Below are 19,529 nucleotides of genomic sequence, written 5' to 3' on the forward strand. Positions count from 1 at the left end.
CCGGGCCCTCGCCTGGCACTCCGGGGGGATGCCGCCGGCCGGGTCATACCCCGGTAGCACCCGGCGGGTTGGCTCCGCGGTATGACGCCGGCGCACCGGCCCGGCCCGTACCTTCGCCGTACGGGCCGGCCGCGACGCGCGGCGGGCCGTCACGCGGGAGACGGGGAGTCGGGGAGCATGCGCGAACGGGGCCGGGGACAGGGCCGGGGACAGGAAGTGCGGGGCCTGCGGGGCCTGCGGGGCCTGCGGGGCCTGCCCAGGGGCGCCGCCGTCGCCCTGGCGGCCACCACGGTGCTGGTCACGGCCGGGGCGGTGGCCGTGCCCGCCACCGCCTCCGCGGCGCCGGCCGTCAGCGAGCGCCGGGCCCGGGCCGCGCTGCCGCCGCCCACCGGCCCCTACCCGGTCGGCACCACCGCACTGCGTCTGACCGACCCCGGCCGCGAGGACCCCTGGCGGCCCGGGCAGGTCCGCGAACTGATGATCAGTCTCTGGTACCCGGCCACCCGACCGGCGCAGGGCAAGGACCGCGCGCCCTACATGGCGCCGCGCGCCGGCCGGCACTTCGGTGGACCGGACGGCGCCGCCGCCGTCAACTACGGTGCGACCGCCGACCGCACCGACTGGACCTGGGTGCGCACCCACGCCCGCCCGGACGCCCCGCCACTGCTCGGCGCAGGACCGCGCCCGGTGGTGCTCTGGTCGGCCGGGCTCGGCGACCCCCGCACCTGGGGGACCGGCCTGGTCGAGGACCTCGCCTCGCGCGGCTACGTCGTGGTCACCGTCGACCACCCCTACGACGCCTCCGAGGTGGCCTTCCCCGACGGCCGGCTGGCCACCTCGGTGTTCCCCGCCCTGGCCGGCCAACCCGCTCCGGACATCGGCGCGTTGCTGCGCAAGGCGCTGGCCGTCCGGGTCGCCGACACCCGCTTCGTGCTGGACGAGCTGGCGGCGCTGCGCACCGACGGCCGGCTCCCGGCGGCCCTGGCCGGCTCGCTGGACCTGGACCGGATCGGCATGGCCGGCCACTCCGCCGGCGGGTTCACCGCCGCCCAGGCGATGCACGACGACCCCCGGATCAAGGCCGGCGTCAACCTGGACGGCCAGCTCCACTTCCCCGGCCCGGACGGCACCGGGGTGCACCTGGGCACCGTCGCCGAGGAGGGCCTGGACCGCCCGTTCCTGCTGATGGGCACCGAGAGCGCGGACTCCGGCCCGTACACCGCCCAGCCCGGCTGGGCCGCGTTCTGGCAGCACACCCGGGGCTGGAAGGCGGACGTCACCCTGCTCGGCTCCCGGCACGGCTCGTACACCGACGCGCAGGCGCTGCTGCCCCAACTCGCCCGCCAGGGCGCGGTTCCGGAGGACGCCGTGCGCGCCGGCCTCGGCGACGTCCGGCCGGAGCGGGCGGTGGCCGCCACCCGCGCGTACGTCGGCTCCTTCTTCGACCGCTGGCTGCGCGGCCACGACGACCACCTGCTGGACGGTCCCTCACCGCGCTTCCCGGAGATGCGCTTCGAGGGCTGACGGGCCGCTAGAGCCCGCCCCCGAGGGTCACGCCGCCGTCCACCACCACGGTCTGGCCGGTGATCCACGCCGCTTCCGGGGAGAGCAGGAAGGCGACGGCGCCCGCGACGTCCTCGGGCACGCCGAGCCGGCCCAGCGGGTAGGCGGCGGCGACCTGCTCCTCGCGGCCCTCGTACAGGGGCTCGGCGAACCTGGTCTTCACCACCGCGGGGGCGACGGCGTTGACCCGGACGCCCAGGGGGCCCAGCTCGGCGGCGAGTTCGGCGGTGAGCCGGATCAGCGCGGCCTTGGAGACCCCGTACATGCCGATCCCGGGGGAGGCGCGGATCCCGGCCACCGAGGCGACGTTGACCACCGAGCCGCCGTGCTCGCCCATCCAGGCGGCGTGCGCGCGGCGGGTCCAGGCCAGCGGGGCGAGCACGTTGACGGCGAGGATCTTGGCGGCGGCCTCCTCGTCGACGGTCAGCACCGGGCCGTAAAGCGGGTTGATGCCGGTGTTGTTGACCAGGTGGTCCAGCCGGCCGAAGGCCTCCAGGGTGCGGGCGACGGCCTCCTCCTGGTGGGCCGGGTCGTCGGCGCGGCCGGCCACGCCGATGGCGACCTCCGGGCCGCCGAGGTCGCGGACCGCCTCGGCGAGCGGCTCCGGGGTCCGGGCGGTGAGGCAGACCCTGGCCCCGCGGGCGATCAGCTCGCGTGCGATGCCGAGGCCGATACCCCGGCTCGATCCGGTGACGACGGCCACCCGGCCCTTGAAGGAGTTCACACGGGGTCCTCTCGGCGTGGAGCGCGGCCGGCGGGGCTGCTGACTGAGCGCTTGCTCAGCATGGTGCGGGTGCGGGACCCTGTCAACGGCCCGCGACCGGCTCGTGGGTCGAACGCCCGTACGGCTGCCCGGCCGACCGATCTGCGAGGATGGCGCCATGACCAGCACGCCCATCGCCGAGCTCTGGCCCGCCCTGCCCGGAGGCGCCGACGCCCGCCCGGAGGCGGCGTACCGGCTGCTCCGGGCCGCCGTGGAGTCCTTCGCCGAGCGCGGATTCCACGCCACCACCACCCGGGACATCGCCACCGGCGCCGGGATGAGCCCCGCCGCGCTGTACATCCACTACCCGTCCAAGGCGGCCCTGCTCGCCGAGATCAGCCGGACCGGGCACGCCGCGACGCTCGAACTGGTCCGCGCGGCGGCGGCCGGCGAGGGCGACCCGGTGGCGCGGATGCGGCGCCTGGTCGAGGAGTTCACCGCCTGGCACGCCCGGGCCCGGACGGTCGGCCGGGTGGTCAACTACGAACTGCACGCGCTCCCGCAGGACGCCTACGCCGTCGTGGCGGCGCTGCGGGTGGACATCGAGCGCGAGGTCGCCGCGCTGATCGAGGCGGGCCTGGCGGCGGGGGCCTTCGAGGTCGCCGAGGTGCGCACGGCGGCCCGCGCGGTCACCTCGCTGGGGATCGACGTCTCCCGCTGGTACACCGACCGCAGCAGCGAGACGCCGGAGGAACTCGGACGCCGCTACGGGGAGCTGGTCCTGCGGATGCTGGGCGCCGCACGCTGAGCGCGGTGCCGCTCAGCCGTCCTTGACGGCGGTGTGCACCATCCAGGCGACGTGGTGGCGCAGCTCGTACATCTCCACCGTGGAGCGCAGCCCCAGCCACCGGTCGCTCGCCCCGAACCGCCGCAGCACCGCGTACGGCAGCCGGAAGTACGCGTACAGCGCCTCGGTGGTCGGCAGGTAGTAGCGGGTGGCGTCCAGCTCCTCCTCCAGCCGGAAGCCGGCGCCGGTGACCAGGGGGCCGAGCGTGCGGGTGGTGTAGTGCCGGGCGCCGGGCAGCACCATCGCGTCCAGGTACGGGTCCAGCAGCGACCGCTGGTGCGCGGGCATCTCGGCGCGCGGCACGGCGGCCGGGCCGAGCAGCACCAGCCGCCCGCCCGGGCGCAGCAGCCGGTGGAACTCGGCCAGCGCGCGGGCCGGGTCGTAGGCGTGGCAGAGCGTCTCCATCGAGTAGACGCCGTCGAACGAACCGTCCGCGTACTCCAGGTCGTGGAAGTCGCCCCAGGTGAAGGTGGTGCGGTCCTCCAGGGCGGCCCGGGCGCTCAGTCGGCGCGCCTCGCGGACGTGGAAGTCCATCAGGTCGACACCGGTGACCCGCAGCCCCAGGCGGGCGGCCAGCCGGCGGGCGACGACGCCCGAGCCGCAGCCGGCGTCCAGCACCCGGGCGCCCGGCGGCAGGGCGAGCTTGCGGCCGAGGACGGTCTCCAGTTGGCGCTGCGCCCGCCAGCAGCGCCACTTGGACTGACCGGGCTCGGTCCAGCCCCAGTGCCGGGCGCGGCGGCAGACCAGGGTGTAGAAGAGGCGGTGGCCGGGGGTGCCGTAGACCCGCCGCAGCCCGCCGAGATCGAGCCCGCCGTCGACGCCTTCGACCATCGCACCCGCCCGGCCTTCCGCTGATCCGGGCGCCGCCGCCGTGCCGGCGAGCCGCCCTTGCCGTCCCGGTCACGCTATCGAGCGGACCGGAACGGCGCCGGTCCGGTGCGGCCGGACGGGCGGTCCCGCCGGGTGTCGTGGGTCGGGCGGGGCCGGGCGGGGTCGGGCGCTCAGCTCGCCGCGGCCCGGGCCGCGGCGAGCAGGGCGTCCAGCAGGCCGGGGAAGCGGGCGTCGAGGTCGGCGCGGCGCAGCGAGACGAACCGGTTGCGGCCGGCGACCCGGGTGGTGGTCACGCCCGCCTCGCGGAGCACCCGCATGTGGTGCGAGACCGTCGACTTGTGCAGGTGTTCGAGTCCGAGGTGGCGCGGGTCGCAGGAGTGCTCCGCGCCGTCCGCGTAGCTGGTCAGCAGGCGCATCCGGACCGGGTCGCCGAGCGCGTGCAGCACGGTGACCAGGTCGATCTCGGCGGGGGAGGGCTGGGGCAGCCGCTCGTCGGCGGACATGGCCGGCGGCCTCCTCGGGGTCGGGCGCGGGGCGGTGCGCGGACGGGACGGTTTGACAATCATCCACCGATCCGTACTGTTTGGCGAGTGTCGAACAGTTGCCCGGACGTCCAACAGTTCGACGTTCCGCGATTCCGCGTCCGACAACACCCGTTCCCCGGGGGGATCAACGTGCCCGTCCGCCTGCTCCTGCTCGCCCTCGGCACCTTCGCCGTCGGCACCGACGCCCTGGTCATGGCCGGCATACTCGGCCCGGTCGCCGCCGACCTCGGGGTCTCGGTCACCGCCGCCGGCCAGCTGGTGACCGTCTTCGCCCTCGGCTACGCGCTGCTCGCCCCGCCGCTCGCGGCCCTCACCGCCCGGTGGCCGCGCCGGCGCCTGCTGCTCACCGCGCTCACCGTGTTCGGCGCCGCCAACGCGCTCAGCGCGCTCGCCCCCTCGTACGGGACGCTGCTGGCCACCCGGGTGCTGGCCGCCGCGGGCGCCGCGCTCTACACCCCGACCGCCAACGCGGTCGCCACCACCCTGGTCGCCCCCGAACGGCGCGGCCGGGCGCTCGCCACGGTGCTCGGCGGCATGACGGTCGCCACCGCGCTCGGCGTGCCGATCGGTACCTGGGTCGGACGCAGCGACTGGCGGCTGACGATGTGGCTGGTCACGGTGCTGAGCGCGGCCGCGCTGGCCGGCCTGGCGCTGCTGCTGCGCGAGCTGCCGGCGCCCGTTGCCGCGCCCGGTCTGCGGGAGCGGCTGACTCCGCTGCGCGACCGGAGGGTGCTCGGCGCCGCCTGGACCACCCTGGTGTTCTTCCTCGCCTTCCAGTCCGTCTACATCTACCTGGCCACCGCCGTCGCCCCGGCGACCGACGGCCGGGCCGACCGGCTGAGCCTGGTGCTGCTGGTCTCGGGCGTCGCCTCGGTGGCGGGCAGCTGGCTGGGCGGGCGGCTGGTGGACCGGGTCGGCGTGCGGCGGGTGCTGCTGGTCGCGAGCACGGTGGCGGCGGCCGCGTTCGCCGCACTGCCCTGGGCGGGACTCTCGATGCCCGGCGCGCTCGCCTACGCCGTGGTCACCCCGCTGGCCGGGTGGGCGGTCTCGGTCGCGCTGCCGCACCGGCTCGCCTCGCTGGACCCGGCCAACGCCCAGCTGCTGATCTCGCTCAACAGCAGCGCCCTCTACCTCGGCACGGCCGCCGGAGGTGCGGCCGGCAGCGCCGCGATGGCGCTGCTCGGCGGGCGCTGGTTCCCGCTCGCGGCGACCGGGCTCGCCCTGGTGGCCGCGGCCACGGCCTGGGTCACCACGCGCGGCACGGCGCCGCTCCGGGGCGCCGCGGCTAGCTGAGCTCGCCGCTCGTTGAGCTCGCCGCTGATTGGGCTCGCCGCTCGTCGAGCTCACCGGGCGCGGATCGACCGGAACAGCAACTCGGCCGTCTCCTCCCAGCGTTCGACGATGTCCACCCGGTCGTGCAGGACGTCCGAGATGTGCTGGGTGCCGAAGAAGGCGGCCACCAGCGACCGGGCCGCCGCCTGCGGGGAGACCTCCGGGTGCAGCTCGCCCGCCGCCTCGGCGCGCGCCAGCAGGGTGGCCAGCAGCCGGGTCCAGTCCACGTACGGCGTGGGCAGCTCGGCGTCGATCTGCGGCCGTTCGATCTGCAGCCGGGCGCCCGCCTGGACGACGATGTCGTCCCGGAAGGCGACCGCCGCCCCTTCGAGCATGTGCACCGCCGTCGCCAGCGGCCCGTGCCCCTCGGCGGTCACCTTCGCCAGCAGCACCGGCCAGCGCGCGTAGTGCTGCTCGACCACGGCCACCGCCAGGGCCTCCTTGGTCGGGAAGTGGAAGTAGACCGCTCCCTTGGTCATCTCCACCCGCTCCGCCACGTCCTTCACCGAGGTGTGGCGGAAGCCGCGCGCCGCGAACAGCTCGGCGGCCGCGGTGAGCACCAGCATCCTGGTGCGGGCCGCCCGGTCCTGCTTGGGATCGGGGCCCCGACGGGTGGTGATGGGCCGCACCCGGAACGGGGTGGCCTGGTCGGGCTCGGGCATGCTCGGCTCCTGGGGTGGCTCGGTGTGTTCAACTCGACGGCGGGCAGGTCGATTTGGACATGATGGCGGGAAGCTCCGGACTCGACGCTAAACCTTCCAGAAGGTATGTTCCTGAGACGTCGCACCGGCCGGGGCACCGCAATGTAGCGGTCCCGCCGGGGCCTCCGCGACTGCGGGGGAGGGAGAAACCATGGATGTTCTGTCATCGGTTGTGTCCGCGCGGCGCCCACGGCCGCGGCGGGCGCGGCGGGCACGGCGGAGCGGTCCGCGCGGGGCGGCGGCGTGCTGAGCTGCGAGGGCCTCGCGGGCCCGGCGGGTTCCGCGGGCCTCGCGGGCGTTGACGGCCTCGACGGCCCCGCCGCTGCCGAGCTGGCCGCGCTGGCCCGGCGGGACGTCGTACGGGCGGAGGCCGGACGGCGGCTCACCGAGGAGGTCGCCGCCGGGATCCGCCGCGCGCACTTCCCCCGCCACTTCGTGCCGGCCCGCTGGGGCGGCACCGCCGGGGAGTTCGGCGCCCTGGTGACCGCCGTGGCGCGGCTCGCCGAATCCTGTGCGGGCACCGCCTGGTGCGCGGCGCTGTACGCCTCGCACGGCCGGCTCGCCGCCTACCTCCCGCCCGAGGGGCAGCGCGACCTGTGGGGCGACGGACCGGACGCGCGGATCGCGGCCGCCGTGGTCCCGCCCCAGGGCCGGGCCCAACGCCTGGGCGACGGCTGGCGGTTGGACGGCGAGTGGCGGCTGGCGAGCGGCGCCGACCACGCCGAGTGGATCCTGCTGGCCGCCTGGACCGGGAGCGCCGCCGCCCGGGAGCACCGCGTCCTCGCCGTGCCCCGGGCCGAGCTGACGGTCCTGGACACCTGGCACTCCGCGGGCCTGCGCGCCAGCGGCAGCACCTCGGTCACCGCCGAGGCCGTCCACGTGCCCGCCCACCGCACGCTCGTCCTGGAGTCCCTGCTCGCCCCGCCGGAGGGCGGCGCCGCCCGCTGCCACAGCGTGCCCTACCCGATGGTCGCCGCGCTGGTCTTCGCCGCCCCGCTGCTCGGCATCGCCCGTGCCGCGCTGCGCGAATGGACCGCCGGGGCCCGGTGCGCGGCAGTGCCGCACCCGGCCGCGCACACCGTGCTGGCCGGGGCCTCCGCGAAGATCCGGACGGCCGGGCTGCTGCTGGACGGCGCCGCCGGGCGGGCCGACCGGGGCGAGGTGACCGCCCTGGCGGTGGTGGAGAACCGCCGTGACGCCACGACGGCCGCCACGCTCTGCCGGGAGGCGGTGGACACGCTGTTCCTCGCCGCCGGGGCCGACGGGCAGGACCCGGCCTCCCCGCTGCAACGCGCGTGGCGGGACGCGAGCGCGGTGGCGGTGCACCGCACCCTGGACGCCGACGCCGCGGCGCGCGCGTACGCGGAGACGGTCCTCGCGGCACCGGGCGGTCCGGGACGGACGGCGCGGGGCGGTCCGGGGTGAGCGTCGCCGGCCGTTCCTCGAACGGCGTTCGGGCTGACGGCCGTTCAGCGATCGGATTCTCTCCGATGTGCGGTAAGCCTGCGCGTTCGGGGCTGCCGCTGAGAACATTCATTCAGAAAGGTATGTTCTTTCCCCAGGGAGGGCACATGATGAAGCAGGAGCGGGCCCGGCGGACCCGGGAGAAGGTGCTGGACGCCGCGGCCGAGGAGTTCTCCACCCAGGGCTACAGCCGGGCCACCCTCAACGCGGTGGCACAGCGGACCGGGATGACCAAGGGCGCGCTGTACGGGCACTTCCCGTCCAAACGCGCGCTCGCCGGCGCGCTGATGTCGCACTCGCGCCGGGTCTGGGACGAGATGCGGCTGACCCGCGACGTCCCGGGCGCCGAGGCCGCCGCCGTGCTGGAGGGGCTGGTGCTGGACCTCGCGCACCGGCTGAAGGAGGACGTCCGGTTGCGGGCGGCGCTCCGGCTGGCCACCGACATCCCGGACCCGGCACAGCCGCACCCCCTCCGGCCGCCGTCCCCGGCGCCGGCCCCGCCGGACATCTTCGAGGACGTGCAGCGCGGCCTGGTCGCCCTGATCCGCCGCGCCCAGGGCGAGGGCGGCATGGCGCCCCGGCCGCCCGAGCTGGTCGCCCAGCTGCTGCTGGCCGTCCTGCACGGCGCCCCGCACGTCTCCTTCGGACAGCCGGAGGCCGCCGGCCCCGCCGGGTACGACGCGGCCTGGCGGCTGCTGCTGGAGGCCCTGACCGGCGGCGCGGACCGCGCGGTGCCGGTGGGAGCCGCCGTCCCCTCGGCGTGACCCGTGCCGACCCGGCCGCGCCGTCGTGCGGTCGGGCCGGCGTGCGGTCGGGCCGTCCCCTCACCCGGAGGCGGCCGGCCAGGGGTCGGTGCGGCCGGGCCGGGCGACGCGCTGCCAGGGCCAGCTGGCGGTGACCCAGTGGTCGAGGGCGGTGGACAGCTCCCGGTCGAGCGCCGACCCGGGGCCTTCACCCGTCCAGAAGAACAGGTCGGCCTCGTACCGGGGATCGCCCGGCGGGTCCAGGTGCACGCAGCCGAGCAGTCGGTCGTCGCCCGGTGACACCATTGCCAGCGCGAAGGACTCCCGCCGGATGAACTCCTGCTGGTGCCAGGCGAGCTGGATCAGGTCCTGCTCCTCGGTGAGGTCCGGCGGGGGCCAGTTCCAGGCCCGGCCGAACTGCGCCCAGAGCAGGTCCCGGGCGGAGGTCACCAGCGCGTGGTCCTGGGCGAGGTCGCGGATGGTGATCGGACGCAGCAGGAACCCAGGGGTCTCCAGCCGGTCCGGCACCGCGAAGCGCTGCGGCACGAACGGCCGCGGCAGTGCCCGGACCTCCGGCTCGGCGAGGGCGGTCCGTTCCGGCGGCGGCAGCTCCTGACGGAGGATCGCCCGGTGCACGGCCGTGAGGTCCGCGCCCGGTTCGACGCCGAGCTCGTCGACCAGCCGCCGCCTGGTCCGGCCGTACAGCGCCAGCGCCTCCGCCTGCCGCCCGGTGCGGTACAGCGCGCGCATCAGCAGCGCCTGCGGGCCTTCGCGCAGCGGGTGCTCGGCGGCCGTGCGCCACAGCCGGTCGACGGCCGCCGTCGCCCGTCCGCAGGCGAGTTCGGCCTCGGCCGCCGACTCCACGGCGGCCAGCCGCAGGTCCTCCAGGCGGACGGCCTCCGCCTGGAGCCGCGGAACCTCGCGCAGGTCCGCGAGCGCCGGACCGCGCCACAGGCCGAGCGCCTCGACGAGCCGTGTGCGCGCGCCGTGCGCGTCGCCGTCGGCCAGCCGCGCCCGGCCGTCGGCCGTCAGCCGCTCGAAGCGGCGGAAGTCGACGACCTCCTCGGCCGGTCCTCCTGCATCGGCTTCCCCGGCCTCGCCGACGTCGAGCCGGTAGCCGCCGGCGGTGCCCAGCAGCCGCGGCGCGCCCCGGTCGGCGCCGCCGGACGCGTCGGCGAGGACGGCGCGCAGCCGGGAGACGTAGCTCTGCACCGTGTTGACCGCGCTGGCGGGCTCCCGGCCGTTCCACACGCTGTCGACCAGCCCCGCCAGCGGGACCGGCCGCCCGTGCGCCAGCAGCAGCGTCGCGAGCACGGTCCGCTGCCGGGCCCCGCCCAGCGGCAGCGCCCGCCCGTCGCGCTGCACCGCGAGCGGTCCGAGCACGCCGAACCGCCAACCCCTCCCGGCCATCCGCCGTCCCTTCCCTCGCGCCGTTCCACCGGCCGGGCTGCCGCGCGGACGCGGACAGCCCCGCCGACCGTGCCCCGCCCGGTCCGGTGCAGCGTACGCGCCGTTTGCACGCGTTCTGCACGGCGGGTCCGGCAGGCTGCCCGGACGGCCTCCTCGGCACCCGCCGACCGCACCCGGGGCCCCGACCAGGAGAACCACCAGGATGACCACGACCTTCCCTCCGCCCGCCGGCCTCACCGTCCGGCCCGCCACGCCCGGCGACGCCCCGGCCGTCCGCGATCTGCTCAACCGGGTGGACCTGCTGGAGATCGGCCGGGCGGAGACCGACCTGCGGGAGGTCCGGGCGGACCTGGAGCACCCGGGCACCGACCTGCGCCGCGACTCCTGGCTGCTCGCCGACGGGGACGAGCTGGTCGGCTACGGCCTGGTCCGGGACCGCTCCGGCGGCGGGCGGATCGACCTCGACCAGTACGTGCTGCCGCAGTACCAGGCCGGGGCGCTGCACCTGTTCGCGCTGATGGAGCGCCGGGCGGTGGAGCTGGCGGCGGCCAACGGCGCCTCCCGGGCCGTCCTCCACCTGCTGCTCAACACCCGGCCCACGCTCGACACCAGGGCGATCCGCGGGCGCGGCTGGGCGTGCGTGCGCCGCTACCAGGTGCTGGAGCGCCGGGTCGACCCGCGCACAGACCCCGTCCCCGCCCCGCGGCCGGGCGTCACCCTGCGCGACTGCCGCCGCGAGGAGGACCGCCGCACCGCCCACCGGCTGGAACAGGAGGCCTTCGCCGCGCACTTCGACGCCCGGCCGCGCACCTTCGAGCAGTGGTGGGAGGACATCGACGGCGCCCACCTCGACTGGTCGCTGACCTGGATCGCCACCGTGGCGGGCGTCGGCGACGTGGCCGTGCTCCGCACCCGCGACGACCGCGCCGGCCGGGGATGGGCGGACCGCCTGGGCGTGCTGCCCGCCGCCCGGGGGTGCGGCCTCGGCGGCTACCTGCTGCGCCACTTCTTCGGCCACTACGCGGCATCGGGCTGGGAGGCCGTCGCCCTCGGGGTGGACACCGCCAACACCACCGGCGCGCTCGCCCTCTACGAGGGCCACGGGATGACGGTCGACTTCGCGGTGGACACCTGGGAGCTCACCCTCCCGGTGCCCGGGCTCTGAACACGGCCGGGCCCGGGTGGGCGCAGAAACGATTCCGCGCCCACCCGGGCCGGTCGCCGTCCCGGGGTCAGCCGTTGGCGAGGGCCTGGACGCGGTCGAAGGCGCCGTTGAAGAGGTTCTGGTCGCCGGGGAAGACTCCGGAGTCGGAGTGCTGCCAGATCGTCTGGAAGCTCCAGCCGGCCGGGAGGGTGCCGACGGTGGAGGCGTAGCGGGCGATCCACAGCGGGTTGGTGGCACCGAACGAGGCGTTGTTGCCGGTGCAGGTCGTCCACCAGTTGGTCGTGGTGTAGATCGTGGGATAGCGGCCGGTGCGGGTGTGCACGGTGTTGCTGAAGGAGCGGATCCAGCTCACCATGGCGCTCTGGCTGAGGCCGTAGCAGGTGGCGCCGTAGGGGTTGTACTCGATGTCGAGGGCGGGCGGGAGGGTCTTGCCGTCGCGCGACCAGCCGCCGCCGTGGTCGACGAACCAGTTGGCCTGCGCGGTGCCGGAGGAGCGGTCCGGCAGGGCGAAGTGGTACGCGCCGCGGATCAGGCCGGCGTTGTAGGAGCCGTTGTACTGCTGGGCGAAGTACGGGTTGGTGTAGGTGGTGCCCTCGGTCGCCTTGACGTAGGCGAAGCGCGCGCCGTTGGCGCGCACCGTGGACCAGGCGACGTTGCCCTGGTGGCTGGAGACGTCGAGCCCCGGAGTCTGGGTGACGGCGAGGGCGGCGGCGGGGGCGGCACCGGGCTCCCGGCCCTCGTGGGCGGCGACGGTGGAGCCGGCGAAGTCCAGCTCGGGATGGATCGGGGGCAGTTGACCGCCGCCCCGGGCGGCGGAGTTGTCGGTGGCGGCAGCCTCGGAGGCGGCGGTGTCGGAGGGGGACGCGGTGCCGGGCGCGGGCTCCGCCGCGTACGCCGGGGCGCTGACGCCGACGGCGAGGGCGACCGCGGCGGCGAGGACGGCGAACGCGGGGAGCCGGCGGTTTCCCGGCCTGCTGGTGCGGTCGGTGGGGCTGGCGGAGCGGGAAGTGCTGGGCATGACACTCCTCTGGTCCGTGGTGACGACCCTTGGATTCGCGGACAGCCGGTGCGCCGGTGACGGCGACCGGCTGGAGCAGGGTAGCCATGTACGTGCCAGCCCGCCAGGTATCGGTGGCAACATCCTGAACGGGCGTCACATGGCCGTGGTACCCACCATTCCGCCTTCCCTCACGCCCGGAACACCGCCCGCCCGGCTGCCCGGCCGGCCTCCCCGCAGCGCCGCCCACCTGCGCGGAAGCGGCCCCGGCGGCGACCGGTGCGCGGCGACGGTACGGGGCGCGGGAGCGGTGCGCGGGCGCCCCGCGGACCGCCACCGCCCGGCGCCCCGCACCGCCGTGTCTTTGCGCCTCGGTCAGCCGGTGGTCGCCCACTCTTCGCGCAGCCGCCCGAACACATCGTGGAAGGCGGGAAAGGTCTTCCGCACGCAGCCGGGGTCGTCGAAGGTGATGCCGGGCGCCCGCAGCGCGGTGACGGAGAACGACATCACCATCCGGTGGTCGCCGTGCGAGGCGAGTTCGGTGCCGCGCGGGGTGCCCGGGCGGATCTCGATCCAGTCGTGGCCGGTGGTGACGTCGATGCCGAGCCGGCGGAGGTTCCCGGCGCAGGCGTCCAGCCGGTCGCACTCCTTGATCCGGGTGTTGGCCACGTTCTCGATCCGCACCGGCCCGTCGGCGAACGGCGCGAGGGCGGCGAGCGTCGGCATGGTGTCGGAGATGTCGCGCATGTCGACCGTCAGACCCGACAGCCGTCCGCCCCGGGGGCCCTCGACGGTGACCCGGTCCGCGCCGATCTCCACCCGCGCGCCCATCCGGGCCAGCACGTCGACGAACCGCAGGTCCCCTTGGAGCGCGTCCCGGCCCAGCCCCGGGACGGTCAGCTCCCGGCCGGTGAGCGCGGCGGCTGCGAAGAAGTAGCTCGCCGTCGAGGCGTCCGGCTCGATCGGGTAGGTGGTGGCCCGGTAGCCGCCGGGCGCGACCTCGAAGACCCGGCCGGTGCGCGTCACGGTGGCGCCGAAGGCCCGCATCATGGCGACGGTGATCTCCACGTACGGCGCCGAGACCAGGTCGGTCACGGTGATCCGCAGGCCCTTCTCGGTGAGCGGGCCGAGCAGCAGCAGCGCGGTGAGGTACTGCGAGGACAGGCTCGCGTCCAGGCTCAGTTCGCCGCCGCGGACCCCGTCGGCGGTGATCCGCAGCGGGTGGTGGCCCTCGGCCTCCTCGTGCCGCAGGTCGACGCCGAGGGTGCGCAGCGCCTCGGTCAGCGGGCCGAGCGGGCGCCGGCGCAGCTGGGCGGAGGCGTCGAAGCGGAAGGTGCCGTGGCCGGCCGCGGCGAGCACGGGCAGGAAGCGGCCGGTGGTCGCGCCGTCGCGGCAGTACACCTCGGCGTCGTGGGCCGGGCCCTGCGGGCGGCCCTCGACCGTCCACCGGTCCGGCTCGCGGGTGAGCGCGTAGCCGAGTGCGTGCAGCCCCTCGGCGAAGCCCTCGGTGTCGTCGGAACGCAGCGGCCGCAGCAGGGCGGTGGTGCCGTCGGCGGCGGCGGCGAGGAACAGCGCCCGCGCGGTCACCGACTTGGAACCGGGGATCTCGACGGTCGTCATGGGGCCTCCGGGCTGGGCGGGATGGACGGGACGGGTAGGACGGGTGGGGCCCGTCGCGGTCATCCTGCCGGAGGCCGCACGGTGGCCGGGGGAGTTGTCCGGCTGTTGGACGCGGGTTCGGGACGCCCGTGCGGGGAAGGCGCGTTCGGGTGGTCGGCGGGGTGCGGGGCCGGGTGGTCGGCCGACGGTGGGGTGTGGGGTGCGGGGTCGGGCCGGGCCGGGTGGTCGGCGGGCGAGGGTCCGGCAGGTCGGCCGGTGCGGGTCCGGGCAGGTCGGAGGCCCCGGCGGCTGTGGCACGATGCCAGGGACCGGCTTTGAACGGTCGCCGCCCCCGCCCGGGCCGCCGTCCGGGCCCGTCCGAGAAGAGGACCCGTGCCCGAGAGCAGCACCCGAGCGTCCGTCGAGGCCGTCGCCGAAACCGAGGCCTCCGTCGAGGCCCCCTCCGGGGCCGTCGACACCGACCGGCTCGGCTTCCGCACCGCGACCACCGCGGACGTGCCCGCCCTGCTCGCCCTGGTCGAGTCCGCCTACCGGGGCGACGCCAGCCGGGCCGGCTGGACCACCGAGGCGGATCTGCTGGAGGGCCAGCGCACCGACACCGAGGGCGTCACCGCGGCCGTCACCCACCCCGACGGCGTGGTGCTGCTCGCGGAGCTGGACGGCGAACTGCTCGCCTGCTGCCAGCTCGAACGCCGGGGCGGCAGCGCCTACTTCGGCATGTTCTCGGTGCGCCCCGGCCGCCAGGGCGGCGGCCTCGGACGGGCCGTGCTCGCGCACGCCGAGAAGTACGCGGCCGAGCAGTGGGGCGTGGCCGAGATGGAGATGACCGTGATCGAGCAGCGTGCCGAGCTGATCGCCTGGTACGAGCGCCGCGGTTTCCGGCGCACCGGCGACTACTCGCCCTTCCCGTACGGCGACGAGCGCTTCGGCGTCCCGCTCCGTTCCGACCTGCGGTTCGAGAAGCTGACCAAGGCGCTCGCCGCCCGGTAGCGGCGGCCGGTCGGCGCCCCCGGAGGCCGCCCGCTCCTGCGGCGGGTGGGCGGCCTCCGGGGGCGTCCCGTGGCTCAGGTCCGTGGCTCAGGCCTGGGCCGGGTGCGGCAGCAGGCCGCGCTTGCGCAGCAGCGGGATCAGCTGGTCGCGCACGGCGGGGGCCAGCCGCAGGGCCGGGTCCAGGCCGTCCGTCCAGCGCAGGTCGGCGAGTTCGGCGGCGGGCGCGGGAGCGCGGTCCAGCCCGGTCTCGAACACGGTCATCCGCATCGGCACGCCCTCCAGCGCGGCGACGGCCTCGATCTCGGTCAGGTGGCGCGGTGCGACGGGGGCCGCGCCGAGCTCCTCCTCCAGTTCGCGGGTCAGCGCCGTCAGCGGCCCCTCCCCGGCGTCCGGCTTGCCGCCGGGGAGGTAGAAGACGTCCGGGGCGGCCTTCTTGCTGACGACCAGAAGGCGGCCGTTGTCGACCACGGCGGCGGCCGCGACGGTGAGCAATGCGGGGTTGGGATCGGTTTGCGGCGATTCGTGCTCGAACATGATCATGATTGTTGCAGCCGCCGATCATGCGGGACCGTGCGGGGGTGTCTGACGGGTATGTCTGGCGGTGGTGGTCCGGCGGACGGGGCCCCGTAGGCCCGGCGGCGCGCCCCGCCACCCGAGGAAGCCCCGCCGACTGGTCGCCGACGGCCGCGTCCACCTGCGGACGCTCCGGTACAGCCTCCTCGTGCCCGGCCGCGACCGGCCCCGGGAGTGCCGGGAGACCCTCACGCCGCACCCGCACCCGCACCCGAACCCGCAGCCGCCCGGCTCCGGCGGACCGCTGCGCATCGTCTTCGCCGAGGACCCCGGCCGGTTCGCCCCGGCCGGTTCGTCCCGGCCCGTTCGCCCCGGGCGGCTTCCCGCTCGGCTCCGGCGACGTGGGCCGGGCGCACGGCGCCTCGCCGAACCTGCACGAACCGGGAGCCGTCCGGGCCCTGCTCGACGCCACTGCGGCGCGCGGGGCATGGCGGCCGGGGAACGGCGGGAGGCGCGGGTCGACGGTTCGTCGCTGCCGGAGGCGGTGGCCGCCGCCGTGCCACGGGGACGCCCGCTCAGCCGTAGATGCTGCGGCAGAGGCGGGCCTGCTCGGAGCCGGCCGCCCAGCGGCCGAACCGCTCCGCCTGGTCGCAGATGGTGTCCGTTCCCGCCCCCGCTCCCGGTAGCGCGCCCGCAGGGGTGTTCGCGCCGGGGGAGGGCGCGGCGCCGGCGCCGGGCGCCGGAGCGGGCGCCGGGGCGGGGCCGCCGGCCGGGGCGCCCGCCGTCTTGGAGGGCGCCGGGCGTGGCGTGCGGCTCGCCTTCGGGCGCGGTGACGCGGAGCGCTCCGCGCCGTCGGCCCGGGCTCCCGCCTGCGGGGCGGACGCCGTGCCCGCCGCACCGTCCGGGCTCGCGGTGGCCGTCGTGCTCGCCGGACCCGTGGTCTCCAGCCGCGCGCCCTCGCCGCCCGTCGTCGTCGGCGGCGGCAGCGGGGAGGGGGCCGGCACCGGCAGCCGGTCGGCCGCCGGCGAGGCGACCGGGGACGGCGGCAGCGGCGGGGCCAAGGACGGCGCCGGGAACGCCGCCACCCCGGACGACTCCTCGCCCGGCCCGGGGCCGCACATCGCCAGTACCGCCGCCAGCCCGGCGACGATCCCCGCCGAGCCCGCCACCCACATCCGCCGTCGCCGTCGCCGGGCCGTCTCGGCCGCCGCCGCCAGCGCCTCCCAGGCCGGCGGCTCGCCGGGCGTCGTGGGCGGCGCCGGTACCGGCGGCGGCTGCCACGCGTGCGCGGGCCACTGCCACTGCACGGTGCCGGACGGCATGGTGGTGCCCGGGCCCGGCGGCCGTTCCCGGCCCGCCGACGGCGGTCTGCCCGACACCGGGCCGCCCACCACCGGCCCGCGCGGCGGCGGACCCCCGCTCGCCGGTGTCCCGCCGCCTGCCGATTGCCCGCTCATGTCCTCGTCCTCCTGCCGTCGCCTGCTCCGGCTCCCCGGCGGCCCGCCCGTCGCGGACGGCCCGGTCGTACGGGAACGGGGCCGGTCCGGCACCGCCGCAGGGCCCCCGCTCGCCGTACTCAACGAGCGCGCCGACGGCGGGACATGACCCGGAAGTGGGCCCCGGGGCGCGCCCGGGCCGCCTCGCGCCCCGGCCGTACGCTGCCTGCCGGTCCCCGGGTGCGCTCCCCGGAGGTCCGCCACATGCTTGGGGGCATGGAAACCAACAGCCCGTCCGGCACGGGGAAGCCTCAGGTCGAGGTCGCCGAGTTCCGCACCGACAGCCGCTACCGGCTGGTCCGCTTCGAGGGCCACGGCTGGGAGCCGCTCGGCCCGGAGGAGTTCGAACCGCGGATCAAGCAGCTGTTCCCGGACCTCGACCCCCGCGACCCGGTCCTCGTCGCATGGGCGGACCGCCCGTGGGAATGGCCCGCCTGGCACCCCGGTGAGGCCTGACCCCAAGTGTGACGGCCATCCGGGGTACGGTTGACGCGGCTGCTTGACGGCCGCGACGGCCCCGGTTGACGCCGGGTGCGCGTACGGAGGGCGGAGGGGGAACGGCCGTGGTCACGGGGGAGACGCGCGGCACGGACCGTCACCGTCCGGCGGGCACCGCCGGCTACGGCGAGGAGGCCGAACGGCTGGCGGCGCAGTACGAGGCCGTCACCTTCGCCGAGGTCCACCGCGAGGCCCTGCACCTGCTCCCGTCCCGGCCCGCCGACGTCCTCGACGTCGGCGCCGGCAGCGGACGCGACGCCGCCGCGCTGGCCGCCCTCGGCCACCGCGTGGTCGCCGCCGAACCCACCGCCGAGCTGCGCCGGATCGGCGAGCACCGGCACGCCGGCAGCGGCGTCCGCTGGGTCGACGACGCACTGCCCGCGCTGCCCCGGCTCGGCGCGGAGGGCGCGCGCTTCGACGTCGTCCTGCTGACCGCCGTCTGGATGCACCTGGCCCCCGACGAGCGCCCGTCGGCCATGGACGCGCTCACCGCCCTGCTCGCCCCCGGCGGCAGCCTCTTCCTCTCCGTGCGCCACGGCCCCGTCCCGGCGGGGCGCCGGATGTACGACGCCCCGGCCGCCGAGGCCATCGCCCTCGCGCGTGCCCGCGGTCTGCACCCCCTGCTGCACACCGAACGCCCCGACCTGCACGGCCGCTCCGACGTCCACTGGACCGTCCTGGTCCTCGCGGGCGCCGGCCGCTCCTGAACGTCAGCCCGCGAAGCCCCCGTTGCTCAGCAGCAGCTGGCCGTTGACCCACTGGCCCTGCGGCGAGCAGAGGAAGGCGACCAGGTTCGCCGTGTCCTCGGGAGTGCCGAGACGGCCGAGCGGCGTGCGTCCGAGGACCTCGGCCCGGATCTCCTCGGTCATCCATCCGGTGTCCACCGGGCCGGGATTGACCGCATTGGCGGTCACCCCGAGGTGGGCCAGCTCCTGCGCCGCGGCGAGGGTGATCCGGTCGAGCGCCCCCTTGCTCGCGCCGTACGGCAGGTTGCCCGCCGTGTGGTCGCTGGTGAGCGCGACGATCCTGCCACTGCCGACGGGCCCGGCGAACCGCCGCCCGAACTCCCGGATCAGCAGCCAGCTCGCCCGCGCGTTGACGGCGAAGTGGCGGTCGAAGCTCTCCACCGTGGTGTCGAGCAGACCGGAGTCGACACTCTCGCAGTGGCCCAGCACCAGTGCCGTCACCCCGCCGAGCCGCCGCTCCACCTCGTCGAACACGGCCGCCGGCGCCACCGGTTCGGCAAGGTCGGCCTCCACAGCCGCGCTCGCCGCCCCCCGGTCGGCAAGCGCCCGCGCGACGGCCTCGGCGGCACCCGGCTCGGCACCCCAGGCCATCCGGCGGTCGTAGGGGGTCCAGTAGGTGAAGGCGACATCCCAGCCGTCCTCGGCGAGCCTGCACGCAATACCGGCCCCGATCCCGACCGTCCGCCCGACACCGGTGACCAGCACCACGGGCCGCGAGGCGGGGGATTGCGGGGGTTCGTGGGCGACCGTCATGAGGAGTGATCATCCTTCTTGTATGTCGGAACGTCAAATAACCTACGCCACCACTTCCTTGGCCATCATCATCGGCGACCCGCGACCGAACCCGACGGTTCATCTCGCGTCCCGCTGCCCCAAGCCAGATCTCCACCGCCGTCCCACACCTACGAGACCACTCGCATCCGTTCGCGATGCTCACCCCTCGCCCGCTTGGGTGGAGTAGGAAGTCGGGGTGGCCGACTCCTACTCCACCCAAGCCGCCCACCACCTCAGGCGAACCCGGCTAGGCTTCCCTTGCACCGCAAGAACTATCCCAAAGATCCGATATGCCCGAATCTCAACAAGTTGCAGAATCCCGCCCCGCCCCCACATAAAGCCCCAGTTCGCGAACTCTGCTCCCCGCACACGCGGGGATGGTCCCCCGGACTACGCCGCGTACGCCGGTGGCGAGCTCTGCTCCCCGCACACGCGGGGATGGTCCCCTCGCCGGTATCACGACCAGCGCCACGGCCGGCTGCTCCCCGCACACGCGGGGATGGTCCCAGGAACACGGTGCCGGACCAGATCCAGGAGCCGCTGCTCCCCGCACACGCTGGGATGGTCCCACGGAGGTGCACATGGCCTATG

19 protein-coding genes and 1 CRISPR repeat array (1 of these 20 running past the window's edge) are annotated in these 19,529 nt (G+C 76.2%); of the genes, 9 read left to right on the plus strand and 10 right to left on the minus strand.

Annotated features, from left to right (window positions below; translation table 11 throughout):
* Nucleotides 1-216 precede the first annotated feature (216 nt).
* Nucleotides 217-1,524: an alpha/beta hydrolase family protein gene (locus ACFU74_RS14170; RefSeq protein ID WP_380756152.1), complete on the plus strand. Its 1,308-nt coding sequence runs from the start codon at nt 217-219 to the stop codon at nt 1,522-1,524.
* A 7-nt stretch (nt 1,525-1,531) separates the two neighbouring features.
* Here the strand turns inward: ACFU74_RS14170 and ACFU74_RS14175 are convergent, their stop codons facing one another.
* Nucleotides 1,532-2,287, minus strand: coding sequence for an SDR family oxidoreductase (locus tag ACFU74_RS14175; RefSeq protein ID WP_380756154.1), 756 nt, complete (start codon nt 2,285-2,287; stop codon nt 1,532-1,534).
* Nucleotides 2,288-2,444: 157 nt separating this feature from the next.
* On the opposite strand from ACFU74_RS14175, the gene ACFU74_RS14180 reads away from it, so the two are divergent.
* Entirely contained in the window at nt 2,445-3,074 is a 630-nt protein-coding gene (locus tag ACFU74_RS14180; RefSeq protein ID WP_380756156.1) for a TetR/AcrR family transcriptional regulator, read from the plus strand.
* A gap of 12 nt (nt 3,075-3,086) precedes the next feature.
* On the opposite strand, the gene ACFU74_RS14185 is transcribed toward ACFU74_RS14180, so the two are convergent.
* The gene (locus ACFU74_RS14185; RefSeq protein ID WP_380756158.1) at nt 3,087-3,944 is read right to left on the minus strand and encodes a class I SAM-dependent methyltransferase; all 858 of its coding nucleotides are present in this window, start codon (nt 3,942-3,944) and stop codon (nt 3,087-3,089) included.
* 170 nt (nt 3,945-4,114) lie between these two features.
* Entirely contained in the window at nt 4,115-4,447 is a 333-nt protein-coding gene (locus ACFU74_RS14190) for an ArsR/SmtB family transcription factor (protein ID WP_380756160.1), read from the minus strand.
* 171 nt (nt 4,448-4,618) lie between these two features.
* Here ACFU74_RS14190 and ACFU74_RS14195 point away from each other — a divergent pair, with 171 nt between their 5' ends.
* Complete coding sequence (locus ACFU74_RS14195) at nt 4,619-5,782, plus strand: MFS transporter (protein WP_380756161.1); 1,164 nt, start codon at nt 4,619-4,621, stop codon at nt 5,780-5,782.
* A gap of 50 nt (nt 5,783-5,832) precedes the next feature.
* Here the strand turns inward: ACFU74_RS14195 and ACFU74_RS14200 are convergent, their stop codons facing one another.
* Nucleotides 5,833-6,483 (minus strand): ScbR family autoregulator-binding transcription factor, encoded by a 651-nt coding sequence (locus ACFU74_RS14200; RefSeq protein WP_380756162.1) that lies wholly within the window; start codon nt 6,481-6,483, stop codon nt 5,833-5,835.
* A gap of 282 nt (nt 6,484-6,765) precedes the next feature.
* Here ACFU74_RS14200 and ACFU74_RS14205 point away from each other — a divergent pair, with 282 nt between their 5' ends.
* Together ACFU74_RS14205 and ACFU74_RS14210 are read left to right on the plus strand one after the other, a co-directional pair.
* Nucleotides 6,766-7,947: an oxidoreductase gene (locus ACFU74_RS14205; RefSeq protein WP_380756164.1), complete on the plus strand. Its 1,182-nt coding sequence runs from the start codon at nt 6,766-6,768 to the stop codon at nt 7,945-7,947.
* A gap of 146 nt (nt 7,948-8,093) precedes the next feature.
* Nucleotides 8,094-8,750, plus strand: a complete 657-nt coding sequence (locus ACFU74_RS14210; RefSeq protein ID WP_380756165.1) for a TetR family transcriptional regulator — start codon at nt 8,094-8,096, stop codon at nt 8,748-8,750.
* 60 nt (nt 8,751-8,810) lie between these two features.
* On the opposite strand, the gene ACFU74_RS14215 is transcribed toward ACFU74_RS14210, so the two are convergent.
* Nucleotides 8,811-10,139: a BTAD domain-containing putative transcriptional regulator gene (locus ACFU74_RS14215; protein ID WP_380756167.1), complete on the minus strand. Its 1,329-nt coding sequence runs from the start codon at nt 10,137-10,139 to the stop codon at nt 8,811-8,813.
* 202 nt (nt 10,140-10,341) lie between these two features.
* On the opposite strand from ACFU74_RS14215, the gene ACFU74_RS14220 reads away from it, so the two are divergent.
* On the plus strand, nt 10,342-11,304 hold the full coding sequence (locus ACFU74_RS14220) for a GNAT family N-acetyltransferase (protein WP_380756169.1): 963 nt from the start codon (nt 10,342-10,344) through the stop codon (nt 11,302-11,304).
* A 67-nt stretch (nt 11,305-11,371) separates the two neighbouring features.
* Here ACFU74_RS14220 and ACFU74_RS14225 read toward each other — a convergent pair whose 3' ends face one another.
* Nucleotides 11,372-12,322, minus strand: a complete 951-nt coding sequence (locus tag ACFU74_RS14225; protein WP_380756171.1) for a lysozyme — start codon at nt 12,320-12,322, stop codon at nt 11,372-11,374.
* Between the two features lie 354 nt (nt 12,323-12,676).
* Nucleotides 12,677-13,921 (minus strand): 3-phosphoshikimate 1-carboxyvinyltransferase, encoded by a 1,245-nt coding sequence (aroA, locus tag ACFU74_RS14230; protein WP_380756173.1) that lies wholly within the window; start codon nt 13,919-13,921, stop codon nt 12,677-12,679.
* 495 nt (nt 13,922-14,416) lie between these two features.
* On the opposite strand from aroA, the gene ACFU74_RS14235 reads away from it, so the two are divergent.
* Nucleotides 14,417-14,911 carry a GNAT family N-acetyltransferase gene (locus tag ACFU74_RS14235; RefSeq protein ID WP_380756220.1) on the plus strand — a complete coding sequence of 165 codons (495 nt, stop codon included), beginning with the start codon at nt 14,417-14,419 and terminating at the stop codon, nt 14,909-14,911.
* 87 nt (nt 14,912-14,998) lie between these two features.
* Here ACFU74_RS14235 and ACFU74_RS14240 read toward each other — a convergent pair whose 3' ends face one another.
* Both ACFU74_RS14240 and ACFU74_RS14245 read right to left on the minus strand, forming a co-directional pair.
* Nucleotides 14,999-15,445: an NUDIX domain-containing protein gene (locus ACFU74_RS14240; protein WP_380756175.1), complete on the minus strand. Its 447-nt coding sequence runs from the start codon at nt 15,443-15,445 to the stop codon at nt 14,999-15,001.
* Nucleotides 15,446-15,999: 554 nt separating this feature from the next.
* Entirely contained in the window at nt 16,000-16,803 is an 804-nt protein-coding gene (locus tag ACFU74_RS14245; protein ID WP_380756176.1) for a hypothetical protein, read from the minus strand.
* Between the two features lie 333 nt (nt 16,804-17,136).
* Between ACFU74_RS14245 and ACFU74_RS14250 the strand changes: the two genes are divergently transcribed.
* Together ACFU74_RS14250 and ACFU74_RS14255 are read left to right on the plus strand one after the other, a co-directional pair.
* Nucleotides 17,137-17,376, plus strand: coding sequence for a hypothetical protein (locus tag ACFU74_RS14250; RefSeq protein WP_380756178.1), 240 nt, complete (start codon nt 17,137-17,139; stop codon nt 17,374-17,376).
* 107 nt (nt 17,377-17,483) lie between these two features.
* Complete coding sequence (locus ACFU74_RS14255; protein ID WP_380756180.1) at nt 17,484-18,125, plus strand: class I SAM-dependent methyltransferase; 642 nt, start codon at nt 17,484-17,486, stop codon at nt 18,123-18,125.
* A gap of 3 nt (nt 18,126-18,128) precedes the next feature.
* Here the strand turns inward: ACFU74_RS14255 and ACFU74_RS14260 are convergent, their stop codons facing one another.
* Nucleotides 18,129-18,917 carry an SDR family oxidoreductase gene (locus ACFU74_RS14260; protein ID WP_380756183.1) on the minus strand — a complete coding sequence of 263 codons (789 nt, stop codon included), beginning with the start codon at nt 18,915-18,917 and terminating at the stop codon, nt 18,129-18,131.
* Between the two features lie 377 nt (nt 18,918-19,294).
* A CRISPR array of direct repeats spans nt 19,295-19,529; the repeat unit is 29 nt; unit sequence CTGCTCCCCGCACACGCGGGGATGGTCCC (it continues 283 nt past the right edge of the window).

The organism is Kitasatospora sp. NPDC057500 (genome assembly GCF_042802195.1).
Classification (GTDB): domain Bacteria; phylum Actinomycetota; class Actinomycetes; order Streptomycetales; family Streptomycetaceae; genus Kitasatospora.

Bases quoted from the DNA above. Each gene is read 5' to 3' on its own strand.
- ACFU74_RS14250 (WP_380756178.1), top strand. From the start codon at position 17,137: ATGGAAACCAACAGCCCGTCCGGCACGGGGAAGCCTCAGGTCGAGGTC.
- ACFU74_RS14180 (WP_380756156.1), top strand. From the start codon at position 2,445: ATGACCAGCACGCCCATCGCCGAGCTCTGGCCCGCCCTGCCCGGAGGC.
- ACFU74_RS14215 (WP_380756167.1), bottom strand. From the start codon at position 10,139: ATGGCCGGGAGGGGTTGGCGGTTCGGCGTGCTCGGACCGCTCGCGGTG.
- ACFU74_RS14190 (WP_380756160.1), bottom strand. From the start codon at position 4,447: ATGTCCGCCGACGAGCGGCTGCCCCAGCCCTCCCCCGCCGAGATCGAC.
- ACFU74_RS14225 (WP_380756171.1), bottom strand. From the start codon at position 12,322: ATGCCCAGCACTTCCCGCTCCGCCAGCCCCACCGACCGCACCAGCAGG.
- ACFU74_RS14220 (WP_380756169.1), top strand. From the start codon at position 10,342: ATGACCACGACCTTCCCTCCGCCCGCCGGCCTCACCGTCCGGCCCGCC.
- ACFU74_RS14240 (WP_380756175.1), bottom strand. From the start codon at position 15,445: ATGTTCGAGCACGAATCGCCGCAAACCGATCCCAACCCCGCATTGCTC.
- ACFU74_RS14185 (WP_380756158.1), bottom strand. From the start codon at position 3,944: ATGGTCGAAGGCGTCGACGGCGGGCTCGATCTCGGCGGGCTGCGGCGG.
- aroA (WP_380756173.1), bottom strand. From the start codon at position 13,921: ATGACGACCGTCGAGATCCCCGGTTCCAAGTCGGTGACCGCGCGGGCG.
- ACFU74_RS14260 (WP_380756183.1), bottom strand. From the start codon at position 18,917: ATGACGGTCGCCCACGAACCCCCGCAATCCCCCGCCTCGCGGCCCGTG.
- ACFU74_RS14210 (WP_380756165.1), top strand. From the start codon at position 8,094: ATGATGAAGCAGGAGCGGGCCCGGCGGACCCGGGAGAAGGTGCTGGAC.
- ACFU74_RS14200 (WP_380756162.1), bottom strand. From the start codon at position 6,483: ATGCCCGAGCCCGACCAGGCCACCCCGTTCCGGGTGCGGCCCATCACC.